General features: G+C 38.6%; 14 protein-coding genes. All 14 read left to right on the forward strand.

Annotated elements, in window-relative coordinates; genetic code table 11:
* Window positions 1–52: 52 nt before the first annotated feature.
* Window positions 53–2,017: a stage V sporulation protein D gene (locus FN924_RS07855; protein ID WP_143893319.1), complete on the forward strand. Its 1,965-nt coding sequence runs from the start codon at window positions 53–55 to the stop codon at window positions 2,015–2,017.
* Between the two features lie 81 nt (window positions 2,018–2,098).
* Window positions 2,099–3,583, forward strand: coding sequence for a UDP-N-acetylmuramoyl-L-alanyl-D-glutamate--2,6-diaminopimelate ligase (locus tag FN924_RS07860; protein ID WP_228409626.1), 1,485 nt, complete (start codon window positions 2,099–2,101; stop codon window positions 3,581–3,583).
* A 4-nt stretch (window positions 3,584–3,587) separates the two neighbouring features.
* Window positions 3,588–4,946 (forward strand): UDP-N-acetylmuramoyl-tripeptide--D-alanyl-D-alanine ligase, encoded by a 1,359-nt coding sequence (locus FN924_RS07865; protein ID WP_143893323.1) that lies wholly within the window; start codon window positions 3,588–3,590, stop codon window positions 4,944–4,946.
* Window positions 4,947–4,990: 44 nt separating this feature from the next.
* Window positions 4,991–5,977 (forward strand): phospho-N-acetylmuramoyl-pentapeptide-transferase, encoded by a 987-nt coding sequence (gene mraY, locus FN924_RS07870; protein WP_143893324.1) that lies wholly within the window; start codon window positions 4,991–4,993, stop codon window positions 5,975–5,977.
* Entirely contained in the window at window positions 5,974–7,323 is a 1,350-nt protein-coding gene (murD, locus tag FN924_RS07875; RefSeq protein WP_143893326.1) for a UDP-N-acetylmuramoyl-L-alanine--D-glutamate ligase, read from the forward strand. Before mraY ends, murD begins: the two co-directional genes overlap by 4 nt.
* 54 nt (window positions 7,324–7,377) lie before the next feature.
* Window positions 7,378–8,490: a stage V sporulation protein E gene (spoVE, locus tag FN924_RS07880; protein ID WP_143893328.1), complete on the forward strand. Its 1,113-nt coding sequence runs from the start codon at window positions 7,378–7,380 to the stop codon at window positions 8,488–8,490.
* A 262-nt stretch (window positions 8,491–8,752) separates the two neighbouring features.
* Window positions 8,753–9,556, forward strand: coding sequence for a cell division protein FtsQ/DivIB (locus FN924_RS07885; RefSeq protein WP_143893330.1), 804 nt, complete (start codon window positions 8,753–8,755; stop codon window positions 9,554–9,556).
* 1 nt (window position 9,557) lies between these two features.
* A complete protein-coding gene (locus tag FN924_RS07890) occupies window positions 9,558–10,259 on the forward strand; it encodes a DUF881 domain-containing protein (protein WP_143893332.1) in 702 nt (233 codons plus the stop codon).
* Between the two features lie 7 nt (window positions 10,260–10,266).
* Window positions 10,267–10,989 (forward strand): DUF881 domain-containing protein, encoded by a 723-nt coding sequence (locus FN924_RS07895; protein WP_143893334.1) that lies wholly within the window; start codon window positions 10,267–10,269, stop codon window positions 10,987–10,989.
* Window positions 10,990–11,346, forward strand: a complete 357-nt coding sequence (locus FN924_RS07900) for a small basic family protein (protein WP_143893336.1) — start codon at window positions 10,990–10,992, stop codon at window positions 11,344–11,346.
* 220 nt (window positions 11,347–11,566) lie between these two features.
* A complete protein-coding gene (gene ftsA / locus FN924_RS07905) occupies window positions 11,567–12,859 on the forward strand; it encodes a cell division protein FtsA (RefSeq protein ID WP_143893338.1) in 1,293 nt (430 codons plus the stop codon).
* A 77-nt stretch (window positions 12,860–12,936) separates the two neighbouring features.
* Window positions 12,937–14,058 (forward strand): cell division protein FtsZ, encoded by a 1,122-nt coding sequence (gene ftsZ / locus FN924_RS07910; RefSeq protein ID WP_143893340.1) that lies wholly within the window; start codon window positions 12,937–12,939, stop codon window positions 14,056–14,058.
* 338 nt (window positions 14,059–14,396) lie between these two features.
* Window positions 14,397–15,317 (forward strand): sigma-E processing peptidase SpoIIGA, encoded by a 921-nt coding sequence (gene spoIIGA, locus FN924_RS07915; RefSeq protein ID WP_143893342.1) that lies wholly within the window; start codon window positions 14,397–14,399, stop codon window positions 15,315–15,317.
* Between the two features lie 29 nt (window positions 15,318–15,346).
* Entirely contained in the window at window positions 15,347–16,066 is a 720-nt protein-coding gene (gene sigE, locus FN924_RS07920) for an RNA polymerase sporulation sigma factor SigE (protein ID WP_143893344.1), read from the forward strand.
* Window positions 16,067–16,170 lie beyond the last annotated feature (104 nt).

Below are 16,170 nucleotides of genomic sequence, written 5' to 3' on the forward strand. Positions count from 1 at the left end.
GCTCGTTCATATATTGGATACAAGCATACTTATGTATATGAGGAGATGTCTTATGAAGCGAGTATCCAATGTAACATTGAGAAAACGATTAGTCACTGTTTTTTTAATTGGAATGATAGTTTTTTTCGTTATTATTGCTAGGTTGGGCTATGTCCAATTTGTCATAGGAGATTGGTTAACTGATAAAGCAGAAGAATCTTGGAGCAGAGATATTACGTTTGAGCCCGAACGGGGAAAAATTTTAGATCGAAATGGAGAGGTACTAGCTGGAAATGTATCTGCACCTACTGTTATGGTTGTGCCTAGTCAGATTGAGAATCCCGATGAGGTAGCGGATCATCTTGCAGACATTTTAAACATGGAGAAAGAAGCGGCACTTAAGGAAGTAACTAAAAAATCTAGTATTGTTAAGATTCATCCACAAGGTCGTAAGATATCAGAAGAAAAGGCGAATGCTATTCGGGCATTGGACATGCCAGGGGTGTACATAGCTGAAGATTCCAAAAGAAACTATCCAAACGGAAGTTATTTATCACACGTACTCGGATTTAGTGGAATAGATAACCAGGGCCTGATGGGACTCGAAGCTTATTATGATGACCGATTAAACGGGGAAAAAGGTAGTTTATCCTTTTATTCAGACGCAAAGGGTCATAAAATGGAGGATATTGCCGACGTATATAAAGCGCCGAAAGATGGACAAAATTTAAAGCTAACGATTGATTCAAGAGTCCAAACTATTATTGAACGAGAACTAGATTTAGCAGTTTCAAAGTATAATCCGGATGGAGCCATTGCGTTGGCCGTTGACCCTGATACAGGAGAAGTGTTAGGAATGTCGTCGCGGCCGACATTTAACCCGGAAAACTATCAAAATGTTGATCCCGAGGTTTATAATCGAAACTTGCCAGTCTGGAGTACCTATGAGCCCGGCTCTACGTTTAAAATTATTACTTTAGCGGCAGCATTGGAAGAAAAGCTGGTAGACCTAGACAAAGATGAGTTTAATGATGATGGGTCGATCGAGGTGGACGGGGCCACTCTTCATTGCTGGAAAAGTGGTGGCCACGGGCATCAAACCTTTATGGAAGTCGTACAAAATTCATGTAACCCAGGCTTTGTAAAGCTAGGGGAAAAGCTAGGTACAGAAAGATTGTTTTCTTACATTGATAACTTTGGATTTGGTCAAAAGACAGGGATTGATCTACAAGGGGAAGCAAAAGGAATCATGTTTTCAGAGGAAAATAGGGGCCCGGTAGAAACCGCAACAACAGCGTTCGGTCAAGGGGTCTCCGTTACGCCAATACAACAAGTAATGGCAGTGTCCGCAGCCGTTAACGGTGGATATTTATATGAGCCATATATCGCCAAGGAGTGGGTCGATCCTATTACAAATGAAGTGGTGGAACAAAACGAACCTAACTTGAAAAAGCGGGTGATCAGTGAGGCGACTTCTAAGGAAATAAGAAGAGCGTTAGAAAATGTTGTAGCTAAAGGTACTGGTGGAAGTGCATATGTGGAAGGATACCGAGTTGGTGGGAAAACGGGGACAGCTCAAAAAGTAGGGCCAGATGGAACCTATATGGAAAATAATCATATTGTATCTTTTATGGGGTTTGCGCCAGCGGATGATCCGGAAATAGTTGTTTATGTAGCGATTGATAATCCGAAAGGAACCGTACAATTTGGTGGGGTTGTTGCGGCACCAATTGCGGGTACTATCATTGGGGATAGTCTCCGAGCATTAGGAGTGGAAAAACGAGAAAACGGAGTGGAAAAAGAATATAAATGGCCTGATCAACCTTTAGTCGAGGTACCAGATCTAATTGGAAAGACGAAAAAAGATTTACAACAATATTTAACAAACCTTGCAATAGAAACAAGTGGAGAAGGCAAATATGTAACGAATCAAGCGCCTGAGGCTGGGGTGAAGATTGAGCAGGGAGAAAAAATAAGGTTATATTTTTCTGATGAAAAACCGGAAAATTCCGAGGAGAAAAATTCAGATGAAAATTGATATACGATTCGTTACAAAAGACCGAGTTCTGTTATAATAAATTAATGTCTTACTTATTTAATGGTTAGGAAGTGTCCGATTTTGATTTTAAAGGAATTGTTATCTGATATTTCGTTTTATAGTACAACAACACCTATTGAGAATGTGATGATAAAAGGGATTGAAATGGATTCAAGACAAATAAAACCCGGGTATTTGTTTGTCTGTATCTCGGGTCATACCGTTGATGGTCATGATTATGTAAAGCAAGCGATTCAGAATGGCGCCATTGCAATCTTAGCTGAAAAACCATTAGATGTGGACGTACCGGTCATTACTGTTTCGGATACATCTAGGGCTTTGGCTATTCTCGCTAATCGATATTTCGAACGACCAACACAGGATCTTCACTTGATTGGGGTTACAGGAACGAATGGTAAAACGTCGGTAACCTACCTTTTAGAAGCCATTTTTCAAAAAGCGAAGAAACACACTGGTCTTATTGGTACTATTCAAATGAAAATAGGGGAAGAGAGCTTCGAGGTGAAAAATACAACACCTGATTCACTCTTCTTACAAAAAAGTTTTGCGAAAATGCTAGAAAAAGAGGTGGATGCAGCTTTTATGGAGGTATCCTCCCACGCTCTCGTTATGGGAAGAACGTTTGGTTGTGATTTTGACATCGCTATATTTACAAACTTAACACAGGACCATTTGGATTATCACTCCACGATGGAAGAATACTTGCATGCCAAAAGTCTGTTATTCTCACAATTAGGAAACCGATATGATGGAAATCCAAAATATGCAATCATAAATAAAGATGACTCGCATAGCCTTACACTAATTAAAAGTACAGCTCAGCAGGTACTTACTTATGGAATTCATAGTGATAAATTAGATGTTCAGGCCACGAATGTGATGTTAGATGCTAATGGTTCAAGTTTTGATATGCGTACGCCTGTTGGAACGATTTCCATTAAGAGTAAGCTTATGGGGATGTTCAGTGTATATAACATGTTGGCTGCAGCTTCAGCTGCTATATGCTCCGGCATTTCCTTGAAAGCCATTCAGACTGCGCTTGAATCAACAACAGGGGTAAGAGGCAGGTTTGAGCCTGTTGTCGCTGGTCAGTCCTTTGGAGTAATCGTGGACTACGCACATACGCCAGATTCACTTGAAAATGTTCTGAAAACCGTCAAGTCCTTTGCCAAGGGAAATGTATACGTTGTAGTTGGATGTGGCGGAGATCGTGATCGTACGAAGCGTCCTATAATGGCGAAAACAGCTGTTACCTATGCAGATCTTGCGCTGTTTACTTCTGATAATCCGCGTTCAGAGGACCCGAAACAAATTCTAAAGGATATGGTAGAAGGGGTCGATGGCCAAACGCAGGCCTACAGAGTGATTGAAAATCGGAAAGAGGCCATTCAATATGCAGTGGAACATGCAAAAGAAGATGATATTGTCGTCATTGCAGGAAAAGGTCATGAAACCTATCAAATCATAGGGGATACCACTTATGATTTTGATGATCGACAAGTAGCTACCGAGATAATTCATCAAATTTTACAGAAGGAGTTATAAAGGCATGCTCTTTTCTACAACTTTTCTGAACGAAATTTTTCCTGAACATAAAGGTGCAGTAAATGTTCAGATAGCCTTTAATGAGGTTACAACAGATAGCCGAAGACAAGTAAAAAAGTCATTATTTGTCCCTCTAGTTGGAGACAATTTTGATGGTCATGATTTTCTAAAAGATGCTTTTTACAACGGAGCGATCGGCGCAATTTGGCAAAAGGATAGAACACTTCCTCGGTTTATTCCGACCGATTTCCCAGTGTACTTTGTGGATGATACCTTGCAAGCACTTCAACTCCTAGCTGCCCAGTATAGGTTAGATGTGGATCCAAAAGTAATTGGAATTACTGGGTCCAATGGAAAGACCACGACAAAAGATATGGTTGGTACAGTGCTGGAAAGTACGTATAAAACGCATCGGACGAATGGAAATTTTAATAACCATATCGGTTTACCACTTACGATATTATCGATGCCTAGAGATACGGAAATCCTTGTGTTAGAAATGGGTATGAGTAATTTTGGTGAGATTCAAAGACTGTCGGAAATAGCAAAGCCGGATTACGCTATCATTACAAATATAGGGGAATCTCATATTGAGTATCTTGGTTCTCGAGAAGGAATTGCCCAAGCAAAAAAAGAAATTGTTGCTGGAATGCCAACTGAAGGTCGTCTTTACATAGATGGAGATGAACCGTTGTTGAATAATATTAATGCTAAGGATTTAACCATTATTACATGTGGGTTTCAATCTAATAATCAAGTAGTGCTAGAGCATATTTCAATGGATTCCGATTATACGGAATTCCAAATTCAATCGGAGACGTTTCGTCTTCCTATGTTAGGGAAGCATAATGTGAAGAATGCATCCTTTGCTATATCCATTGCAAAGGATATAGGTTTGTCCTCGGACGTTATTAAGAAAAGCTTACTTTCCTTGAAAATTTCAGGAATGCGATTTGAAAAACTACCTGGACCGAATGGCTCTACGCTAATAAACGATGCCTACAATGCCTCTCCTACATCGATGAAAGCAGCCATACAAGTTGTGAAGGATTTGAAGGCCTATCCCAAAAAAGTACTCGTTTTGGGAGATATTTTTGAAATTGGGGATACATCGAAAGAGCTGCACCGTTCTGTAGCAGAAGCAATCTCGGACGAAATTGATATGGTGTTAACAATTGGAAAGGACGCTTCAGAAATTACGAGCAAAGTACATCAAGATTATCCTGAGCTTTACGCGAAGCATTGTGAATCAGAACAGGAGATTGTAAGAGAATTACAAGCAGTTCTTGCAGAAGGCACCGTTATATTATTTAAAGCATCCCGCGGTATGAAGTTTGAGAGAATAATTGAACAGCTCCAGTAGTCGTATGGTTGGACGGGTTATTGCGGTAAGGAGGATACTAGGAAATGAGTGTATATGTTTTAATCGTAACAATAGCTATTGCATTTTTAATTACCGTCCTAATCTCCCCCATTTTCATTCCATTTTTAAGAAGGTTGAAATTTGGACAAAGTATTAGGGAAGAGGGACCGAAGTCCCATCAAAAGAAAACTGGTACCCCTACTATGGGTGGAGTCATGATTCTATTAAGCGTTGCGGTTACAACGTTGATCATGACTAATAAATTTAATCCAAATCCGATAAGTACAGATATTATATTGTTATTAATTGTCTTATTAGGCTATGGGCTTTTAGGATTTATTGATGATTTTATTAAAGTTGCGTTAAAGCGTAATCTTGGCTTAACTTCTCGTCAAAAATTAATTGGTCAGTTGGTAATCGGGATCATTTTTTACATTACATTGGTTCAAAACGATTTTCCGACCTATATTCAAATCCCTGGTACAAGTATTCAATGGGATTTAGGCTGGGGGTATGGATTACTCGTAATTTTCATGCTTGTTGGAGCTTCCAATGCTGTCAACTTAACAGATGGATTGGATGGTCTTCTTGCGGGAACTGCAGCCATAGCCTTCGGAGCTTTCGGTATATTAGCCTGGTATGGGTTTCCACAGTTTGAGATTACTATTTTTTGTTTAGCGGTAGTGGGAGCGTTATTAGGGTTTTTAGTCTTCAATGCTCATCCAGCAAAAGTGTTTATGGGAGACACCGGTTCTTTAGGATTAGGTGGTGCGATTGCCGCAGTTGCCATTTTAACAAAGCTAGAAGTACTGTTAATTGTCATTGGAGGAGTGTTCGTACTCGAAACCCTTTCTGTTATTATTCAAGTTATTTCTTTTAAAACAACTGGTAAAAGAGTTTTTAAAATGAGCCCACTGCATCATCACTATGAGTTGATGGGGTGGTCTGAATGGCGGGTTGTCACGACCTTCTGGCTCGTGGGACTCCTGTTTGCAACGCTTGCTATATATATTGAGGTGTGGATAAATTGAACAAATTAGAAGAGTTTCCCTATCAGCGCATTTTAGTATTAGGTCTAGCAAAAAGTGGGAAGGCGGCAGCCAAGTTGCTACATCGTAGTGATAAAAAGGTACGTGTCAATGATTACAAAGCAACCCCAGCAGACCCAGATGTTCGTGAGCTTGAACAGCTAGGAATAGAGGTTGTGACGGGTGGACATCCTTTAGAAGTTCTGGATGATATTGATCTAATTGTGAAAAATCCAGGTATTCCATACCATAATCCGATTGTTCAAGAAGCGGAATCCAGATCTATTCCTATCATTACAGAAATAGAGCTTGCTTCTCGTCTCGTGAAACATGACGTTATTGGAATAACGGGATCCAATGGAAAAACAACGACCACAACCCTCATCTTTCAAATGCTGGAAGAGAGTCATTGTCCTGCTCAAATTGCAGGGAATATTGGGAATGTTGCCACAGAGGTCGCCCAATCGATGACACCTAATGAAACAATGGTGTTGGAGTTATCTTCCTTTCAGCTTTTAGGAATCGAGACCTTTCAACCTAAAGTAGCCGTGTTACTGAATATCTTCGAGGCGCATCTTGATTATCATAAGACCATGGATCATTACATGGGGGCAAAAGCTAACATCTTTAAAAATCAAAACGAGGCAGACTATCTCGTATATAATTTAGAGGATCCTCATGTTTGTAGAATGGTCGAGAATGCTGCTTCGACGAAAGTTCCGTTTTCAACAAAGCAAAAGGTAACACACGGTGCTTGGTGTGACGAGAGTTATGTATATTTTAAAAAAGAGCGAATCATTGCAAAGCAAGATATTGTATTAGTAGGTCAGCATAACCTAGAAAATATTCTGGCAGCGATTAGCGCTGCTAAGTTAGGTGGAGCAACTACTGAAGGTATTCACCAGGTTTTAACTACGTTTTCTGGTGTCAAACATCGTCTGCAATTTGTGAAAAATATTAAAGACCGTAGCTTTTATAATGATTCCAAAGCAACGAATATTTTAGCCACATCAAAAGCTTTATCTGCTTTTGATAAACCAACGATTCTCTTAGCAGGTGGATTAGATCGTGGGAATGACTTTGATGACTTGGCCCCGTATCTAACCAATGTGAAAGCAGTTGTTTTATTTGGTGAAACAGCTCCTAAACTAGAAAAAATTGCGCAATCAGTAGGAATAGAGACAATAGAATTCGTCGATAATGTAAAACATGCCACTCAAAAAGCTTATCAGCTATCTGAACCAAACGATGTTATTCTTCTTTCTCCAGCATGTGCTAGCTGGGATCAATATAAAACTTTTGAGGAAAGAGGAGACATGTTTGTAGAAGCTGTGCATACATTAGAATAGGGGGCTTGTTTACTAGCCCCACGTTCCAGTGTGTTTGGGAAATGGGGTGTTTTTTTGTTTAAATCAAGAAATCGATCGCAACATGCACCTGATTTGTTCTTAACCATCCTTATTTTTACTTTGTTGTTAATAGGGGTAATCATGGTGTATAGCTCTTCTGCAATTTGGGCGGATTATAAGTTTGGTGATTCTTTTTATTTTGCCAAAAGACAATTACTTTTTGCTGGCTTAGGAATAGTGGCCATGACCTTTGTAATGAATATTCCATACTCTACGTGGCAAAAATACTCCAAGCCTATATTAATAGCTTGTTTTATTCTTCTATTAGCGGTATTAATACCAGGGGTCGGAATGGTTCGTGGAGGTGCACGTAGCTGGATAGGCGTAGGAGCCTTTAGTATTCAACCTTCGGAATTTATGAAGCTAGGACTAATTATCTTTTTAGCAAACCATCTAGCAAATAACCAGAAGTACATAACTTCGTTTAAAAAAGGATTTGTTCCAACCTTACTTCTTGTTTTCGTTCCGTTCGGCTTTATTATGCTTCAGCCTGACCTAGGTACAGGGGTCGTATTAGTCATGACTTGTTTAATTATGATTTTTGTGTCTGGTGCGAAAATTTCCCATTTTGTTGGACTAGGGGTAGTGGGTGTGGCAGGATTTCTAGCTTTAATTATTTCTGCTCCGTATCGGATAAATCGGATTACAGCTTTTTTAAATCCTTGGGAAGATCCTTTAGGAAATGGATTCCAAATCATTCAATCCCTATATGCGATAGGGCCAGGTGGATTAATGGGCATGGGACTTGGACAAAGTCTTCAAAAGTTTTTTTATCTTCCTGAACCGCAAACGGACTTTATTTTTGCTATATTAGCAGAAGAATTAGGGTTTATTGGTGGAGCTTTCGTGCTATTATTATTCCTTCTTTTATTATGGAGAGGTATTCGTGTTGCACTAGCTGCACCAGATGCATACGGTAGCTTACTTGGGTTAGGTATCATCGGAATGATTTCATTGCAAGTCATGATTAACATTAGCGTAGTGATTGGGTTAATTCCTGTTACCGGGATTACGCTTCCATTTCTTAGTTATGGTGGTTCCTCTTTAACGTTAACATTGTGTTCCGTTGGTGTGTTACTTAATATTAGTCGGTATGCAAAACTTTAATGGAAGAAGTGTGGATTTTCATTGTGGAATAAAGAAACAACATAAGTGTGAAGAATATAGAAGCTGGTCTGAAGAGGTGAATAACCGTTCCCTTTTAGATCAGCTTTCTTCATTATAGGCAGAGTTGTTATCAAATTTAAGAAGGATTTATACAATTGGCACTGTACTGGTTCAAAATATGATATACTTTTTTTATAATTTAGGTTAACGGCATCGTGGTATGCCGTTTTTACTATGTATCTAAAAAAGGAAGAATATAGAAATGAGTACAAAGCGAAAACAAAGAAATGTTGTTTCCATAGAAGATAGAATTCCTAAACTAAAACAGGCACGAAAGAAAAAAGCAAACAGAAGGTTAATATTTTACTTATCTATATTCTTTTTTCTAATTTCCATAATTGTATATCTTCAGTCGCCACTTAGTCATATTCATTCCATTAAGGTAGAGGGAAATGAGTATCTTGCCGATGAAGAAATCGTCAAAATTAGCGGATTAAAAGAAGGAGATAGTTTTTGGAGTGTAAATAAAGATAAAATTGTCAAAAATGTAGAATCTAAAACCGAAATCGTGAAAAAAGTGTCGGTGAAGAGACAATTTCCGACAACCGTAACTCTGTCTATTACGGAATTTGAACGGGTTGGCTATGTAAAAGAAAAGGACGCACAGTACTTTCCGATATTGGAAAATGGGGAAAGGTTATCTGTGAAAGCGTTGGAACGAATTCCGGGTGATGCACCGTTACTCATTGATTTTGATAAGGATACGTATTTATCTGAGATGACGAAGGAGCTACGTAATTCACCAGCAAGTATTGTAGATTTAATATCCGAAATCTACTGGAAGCCGACAGATGAAAATCCATATAAAATTCGACTTTTTATGAATGATGGATTTGTTGTAGAAGGAAGTATTCGGAACTTTTCTAAAAACATGAAGGCTTACCCATCGATTGCTTCGCAAATAGATCCAGGTTCGAAAGGTGTTATTCACATAGGTGTTGGAGCGTTTTTTGACCCTGCAGATGGAGGAGCAACAGAAAAAATTAAAAAAGAAGAGGAGAGCTAGAATGAAGCTGAAGGGTAGACATGTAGTCCTATCTCTCGTTTTCCTCGTGCTTGGATTCCTTCTAGCTTTTAGCTATCAACAAACGCAAAAGGATTCCGAAATTATACAGTTATCTGACCAAGAGTGGGAGAAGGATTTTTATTATTTACAGCAGTTAAATAATCTGGAGGACAAAAATAATCAATTACGAAATGAATTAGAAGAAAAACGCCAGTCCATACAGGAACTCGAAGCTAATTTGGCTAATCAAGAGGAAGAGATTGCTGATTATGTTTCACGAAAAAACGAATTGCAAATGTTCACAGGAGAACTACCAATCAAAGGGCAAGGAATTCAAGTCACATTGAAAGACTCCGAATATATTCCGGATGAAGAAAACGCTAATAAGTATATGGTTCATGAACGCCATATTCACCAAGTAGTTAACGAACTATATAGTGCTGGAGCTGAAGCCATCTCTATTAATGGGCATCGACTTTATCGAAATAGTCACATATCATGCGTCGGACCAGTTATCTCGGTGGATGGTACTCCTTATCCTGCCCCGTTCACTATTGAAGCCATTGGCGATGCAGAAGTTTTGAAGTCGAGTATTACATTAACAAATGGCGTAGTAGATTTACTAGTGAGCGATAATATAGAGGTAGAAGTGGAGCCGTTAGAAACAATTGAGATGCGTGCAAGAACAGTAGGAGAAGGTTGATCGGATAATGAAATGGAAAGACAAAATGGTTGCTTCTGTTGTTTGTGTGCTAACAGGCATATTGCTTGCAATCCAATTTAACTCTATTCAAGAGCCAGAGCAAAGAGAAACGAGAGATCTTTGGGAAATACGAACACAGCTACAACAGGAGCAGAAAAGACAACAACAACTATTAAATCAAATTACCAAAGCAGAAATGACAATTGAACAATATCAAGAACAGTCTGAGATAGAGCAGATTAATACGTTGAAAGCATCTATAAAAGTGTTGAACAAACAGGCCGGCTTAACGAAAGTTACTGGAAGTGGGGTGCTTATTGAAGTAACTCCTATATTTGAGGAAAGTAATCCGAATCCACAAACATATCCAACTGTTACGCCCGAACTTTTAAACCGATTAATTAATGAGTTAAACAGCTATGGTGCAACGGACGTTGCGATTGAAAATGAACGGATGGTTAGTGTAACTCCTATTCGTTATGTCAATGGAACCACATATGTAAATAACCATCCATTACCTTCTGTTCCGATTGAAATACGGGTTCTTTCTAAAGACCCGCAGCGTTTACTGGATTATATGGAGGTAAGCCAAGCTAGAAGTGATTTCGCAATCGAAAACTTGGAGCTTACATTTTCCGTGAAGAAGGAATTAGTTCTTCCTGCATACGAAGGGAACATCTCGTTAGACTTTGTAAAACTGCAAGAAAGATCAGAAACAGGTGAAGAGTAAATGTGGTTACCAGCTTTATTTTTAATCATTGGCTTGTTCTTAGGCTTGCTAACTGATATAACGGTTCCAGAGGAATATTCTAATTATCTTTCTATTGCCGTCCTAGCAGCACTGGACACTCTTTTTGGAGGAATTCGAGCTCACTTGGATCAAACCTTTGATGAAAAGGTCTTTATAAGCGGGTTCTTTTTCAATATAGCGCTTGCTGCATTTTTAGCCTTTTTCGGTGTCCAGTTAGGCATTGATTTGTACTTAGCTGCAGTGTTTGCTTTCGGTGTTCGTCTCTTCCAAAATATTGCCATAATTAGGAGAAGATTAATCGAAAATCATAAAAAGTCCAAGCAAATTGAAAAATAATTAAGAAAAATAGAGGAAATAGTCGTTTTGTGTTGAATTTCCTCTATAAATAATAGTAGCTTTCTTGCTATAATAGAAAGAGTAAATCATTTTCGTTATTCTCATAAAATTAGTAAAATTCGCCATTGTACTATTTATTGGTGGAAATGGATTGTAATTGTTACAAATATTCGTTAATATTTGAACTATTCAGATGCCTTAATAATAGGAGGTGCCTTTTTTGAACAACAACGAAATACTAGTCAGTCTGGATATAGGTACATCAAAAATTAAAGTAATTATCGGTGAAGTTCTTAATGATTCTTTAAATATCATTGGCGTTGGCACAGCAAAATCAAATGGAATGAAAAAAGGTGCCATTGTAGATATTGATCAAACAGTTCAGTCTATAAAGACAGCTGTGGAGCAAGCGGAACGTATGGTAGACATGCATATTGATCGAGTGATTGTTGGTGTGAACGGAAATCATATTCAGCTTCAGCCTTGTCACGGTGTGGTTGCTGTCTCCAGTGAAAATCGGGAAATCGGAGACGAGGATATTCGTAGAGTTATAGATGCAGCACAGGTTATTTCCATACCACCTGAAAGAGAAATTATTGACGTGATACCAAGACAATTCATTGTGGATGGTTTGGACGAGATCAATGACCCTCGAGGCATGATTGGGGTTCGTCTTGAAATGGAAGGGACCATTATCACTTGTTCGAAAACACTGCTACATAATATTTTGAAGTGTGTGGAGCGAGCAAACTTAGAAGTATCTGATATTTGCTTACAACCTCTTGCGTCAGGCTCCATCGCCCTTTCCAAAGATGAGAAGAATTTAGGTGTTGCCTTAATTGATGTAGGTGGTGGCAGTACTACTGTTTCTGTATTCGAAAATGATCATCTTGTTTCCACCAGTGTGGTTGCATTAGGTGGCGAAAACATTACCAAAGACTTGTCAATTGGATTACGCACATCTTCAGAAGATGCTGAGGATATCAAAATGAATCATGGACATGCTTTTTTTGATGATGCGCAAGAAGAGGAAACGTTTGAAGCTTCGATTATTGGAAGCAATAAACGCCAGACGTTTAATCAACTGCAAATTTCTGATATGATTGAAGCTAGATTAGAAGAAATATATGGGTTTGCAGAAAGAGAAATACGAAAAATGGGCTATAGTGATTTAGCTGGAGGGTACGTATTGACTGGTGGAACGATGAGTATGCCAGGAGCGTTAGAATTAGCTCAGGACCTATTCCAATCTAATGTACGTGTTGCAATTCCAGATTACATAGGAGTAAGAGAGCCTCAATTTACTTCCGGTGTTGGAATTTTGAAATTTGCTTATCGAAATGCGAAAATTCAAGGGAAACATATGGAGCCTTCGGTTAGTCTGGAAGATGTCGAAGCACCTAGACCACAAAAACCAAAACGTACTGTAAAACCTAAAGAAACACCTGATCAGCAAACAGGTAAGAAAAAGGAATCTGGAATCGCTAATTTGTTTAAGTATTTCTTTGATTAAATAAGCGTTCCCATACAATACAAACAGGAAATATACTTCATGAATCTTGTAAACTAGCAAATTAGGAGGAACGAAAGATGTTAGAGTTTGATACAAATATGGATCAGCTTGCAACGATAAAGGTAATTGGTGTCGGTGGTGGCGGAAGCAACGCCGTTAACAGAATGATTGAACATGGTGTAGAAGGTGTTGAATTTATTGCGGTAAACACAGACGCTCAAGCATTGAACCTTTCTAAAGCAGAAGTGAAAATGCAAATCGGTGGTAAATTGACCAGAGGTTTAGGGGCTGGCGCAAACCCAGAGGTCGGAAGAAAAGCTGCTGAAGAGAGTAAAGAACAAATTGAAGAAGCTTTAAAAGGTGCGGATATGGTATTCGTGACAGCTGGTATGGGTGGTGGAACTGGTACTGGTGCGGCACCTGTTATTGCTCAAGTGGCAAAAGAACTAGGTGCTCTTACTGTTGGTGTAGTGACACGACCATTTAGCTTCGAAGGTAGAAGACGTTCCACACAAGCGGTTTCTGGTATCGATGCATTTAAATCGAATGTAGATACATTAATTGTCATTCCGAATGATCGTTTGTTAGAAATTGTTGATAAAAACACGCCAATGCTGGAAGCGTTCCGTGAAGCGGATAATGTCCTTCGTCAAGGTGTTCAAGGTATCTCTGATTTGATTGCAAAACCAGGACTTATCAACGTAGACTTTGCGGACGTTAAAACCATCATGTTTGATAAAGGTTCTGCTCTGATGGGGATCGGTACAGCTACGGGTGAAAATAGAGCTATCGAAGCAGCTAAAAAAGCAATTTCATCTCCTCTTCTAGAAACGTCTATCGATGGCGCACACGGTGTTTTAATGAATATTACAGGTGGCGCTAACCTTAGTCTATATGAAGTACAAGAGGCGGCAGATCTTGTGACTTCTGCAGCAGATCAAGAAGTAAATGTCATTTTTGGCTCAGTTATCAACGAGGATTTAAAAGATGAGATTATCGTAACTGTCATTGCAACTGGTTTTGATGAAGCGCAGCTTCAACCTAATCAACCAAAACAACGTCCAGTAACGAATGCACCGACAGAGAAACGTAGAGAAGAAGTTCGTAGAGAAGCGGTACAACCTTCTCAAAAAGTAAAGCAAGAAGAAGACACACTTGATATCCCAACGTTCCTTCGTAATCGTAATCGTAGAAGATAAATCAATGTTTTCCAAAGACCAAATCCTTGAGATTTGGTCTTTTTTTAGCTGTTGAACTAGTATCGTTCAATGAAATTCTATTGCTATTTTCTGCTTATCTTACTGTGGCTTCACTTTCGATAAGGAAAATATACCCAAACTACTATTTTAGTTCCCTTCCTCTCATTCATGTCCCTATGCAATCGAGCTTGAAATTATGCCAAAAGAAATCTGACAAAATCACTAATAAGTTCTAAAAATTAGTCCTTTCCACCATCCAAAATGTGACAGACTTCTGATTCAGACTTCGATATACTTACTACAAATCCGAAAAAGGTACATCGGAAAGGAAGAAAGACGTGACAATCTATTTAGACGCAGTCTGGCTATTAAATATTTTGTTAGATTGGATGATTTTACTGTTAACTGTATCTATCACTCGTCTTCCTACAAAACGTTTCCGAATTTTTTTTGGTGCGTTTATAGCATCACTGCTCGTTCCTATTTCCGTCTTTTATCCTGACACTATCGTGATATCCCCAATTGGGAAAGTCATGTATTCACTGCTTATCGTTTGGTGTGCATTCGGGTTTGGAAACTATCGACAATATGTGAAACAATTGTTGTTTTTTTATTTTGTTTCGTTTGCTCTTGGTGGCGGGCTCATCGGATTACATTTTCTTTTAGGTAATCAGTTTCAAGCAACAAGCAGTAGTATTTTAACCTTTCAATCAGGGTATGGAGATCAAGTTAGCTGGCTATTTGTAGGCATCGGATTTCCCATTGTTTGGAGCTTTACGAAATCCAGAATGGACAAGCACGCATGGGAAAAGTTTCGTCTTGATCAAGTATATGAAGTGACGTTGGAAATTAGAAATCAAAGTTTCACAACGAGTGGTTATGTGGATAGCGGGAATCAACTAGTTGATCCATTTTCTAGAAAGCCTGTGGTAATATGCGATCAATCTTTTATGAGTCATTGGTTTTCCAGTTCAGAGCTTCATGAATTAGAGGAGGCTCAAGAAAATCTCTCATTTGATGCTATTCCAAGTAAATGGGAAACATTCATTCAAATTGTCCCTTATCAAGGGGTAGATGGGAATCGAACATTTATGATTGTCATTAAGCCAGACCAACTTCAAGTGAAATTTGGTGAAACGCAAATTTCTACCAATAAGATTCTTATTGGTGTTCAATTTGGAGAATTATCAGCAGATGGAAGCTATCATTGTCTTTTACATCCGCAACTGTTTAAACATTCAGTAGCCACTTCCGCTTAATTACAAAGAGATAAAGGAGAGGGGAACAGATGATGAAATGGAAGTTGACCATTCGACTTTGGTGGTACAAACTTTTAATCAAACTTGGGTTAAAAACAGATGAAATTTACTATATTGGTGGAAGTGAAGCTTTACCACCTCCTTTATCGAAGGAAGAAGAGCAAGAATTATTAAAACGTCTTCCGAAAGGAGATAAAGCAGCAAGATCAATGTTAATTGAGCGAAACCTTCGCTTAGTTGTGTATATTGCACGAAAATTTGAGAACACAGGTATAAACATTGAAGACTTGATTAGCATAGGCACCATAGGGTTAATTAAGGCAGTCAACACATTTAATCCTGAAAAGAAAATTAAATTAGCAACGTATGCTTCTCGGTGTATTGAAAATGAGATCTTAATGTATTTAAGAAGAAATAATAAGCTGAAATCAGAGATTTCTTTTGATGAACCGTTAAATATTGATTGGGATGGGAATGAACTCTTACTTTCCGATGTTCTTGGCACAGAAGAAGATGTGACAACGAAGGACTTAGAAGTAAGTGTCGATAAAGGGCTGTTAAAGACAGCTTTAGAACAACTGAATGATCGGGAAAAACAGATTATGGAGCTTCGTTTCGGACTAATAGGAGAAGAAGAAAAAACACAGAAAGACGTGGCGGACATGTTAGGTATTTCCCAATCTTATATTTCCCGTCTGGAAAAGAAAATCATTAGTCGTCTTCAAAAAGAATTTAATAAAATGGTCTAAGCCTTCATATAACAACGATACAGCCCTTGATTTCATTAGAACTCAAGGGCTGTTTTGCATAAAAATTCCTCTCTGGGGAGATACTGTTCACTGAATAACATATC

Origin of the sequence: Radiobacillus deserti (genome assembly GCF_007301515.1) — a bacterium.
Classification (GTDB): Bacteria; Bacillota; Bacilli; order Bacillales; family Amphibacillaceae; genus Radiobacillus; species Radiobacillus deserti.

What these genes read in the sequence shown, in the direction of transcription:
- FN924_RS07855 (WP_143893319.1), top strand. Translation starts at nt 53, where the DNA reads ATGAAGCGAGTATCCAATGTAACATTGAGAAAACGATTAGTCACTGTT.
- FN924_RS07865 (WP_143893323.1), top strand. Translation starts at nt 3,588, where the DNA reads ATGCTCTTTTCTACAACTTTTCTGAACGAAATTTTTCCTGAACATAAA.
- mraY (WP_143893324.1), top strand. Translation starts at nt 4,991, where the DNA reads ATGAGTGTATATGTTTTAATCGTAACAATAGCTATTGCATTTTTAATT.
- FN924_RS07885 (WP_143893330.1), top strand. Translation starts at nt 8,753, where the DNA reads ATGAGTACAAAGCGAAAACAAAGAAATGTTGTTTCCATAGAAGATAGA.
- FN924_RS07890 (WP_143893332.1), top strand. Translation starts at nt 9,558, where the DNA reads ATGAAGCTGAAGGGTAGACATGTAGTCCTATCTCTCGTTTTCCTCGTG.
- FN924_RS07895 (WP_143893334.1), top strand. Translation starts at nt 10,267, where the DNA reads ATGAAATGGAAAGACAAAATGGTTGCTTCTGTTGTTTGTGTGCTAACA.
- FN924_RS07900 (WP_143893336.1), top strand. Translation starts at nt 10,990, where the DNA reads ATGTGGTTACCAGCTTTATTTTTAATCATTGGCTTGTTCTTAGGCTTG.
- ftsZ (WP_143893340.1), top strand. Translation starts at nt 12,937, where the DNA reads ATGTTAGAGTTTGATACAAATATGGATCAGCTTGCAACGATAAAGGTA.
- sigE (WP_143893344.1), top strand. Translation starts at nt 15,347, where the DNA reads ATGATGAAATGGAAGTTGACCATTCGACTTTGGTGGTACAAACTTTTA.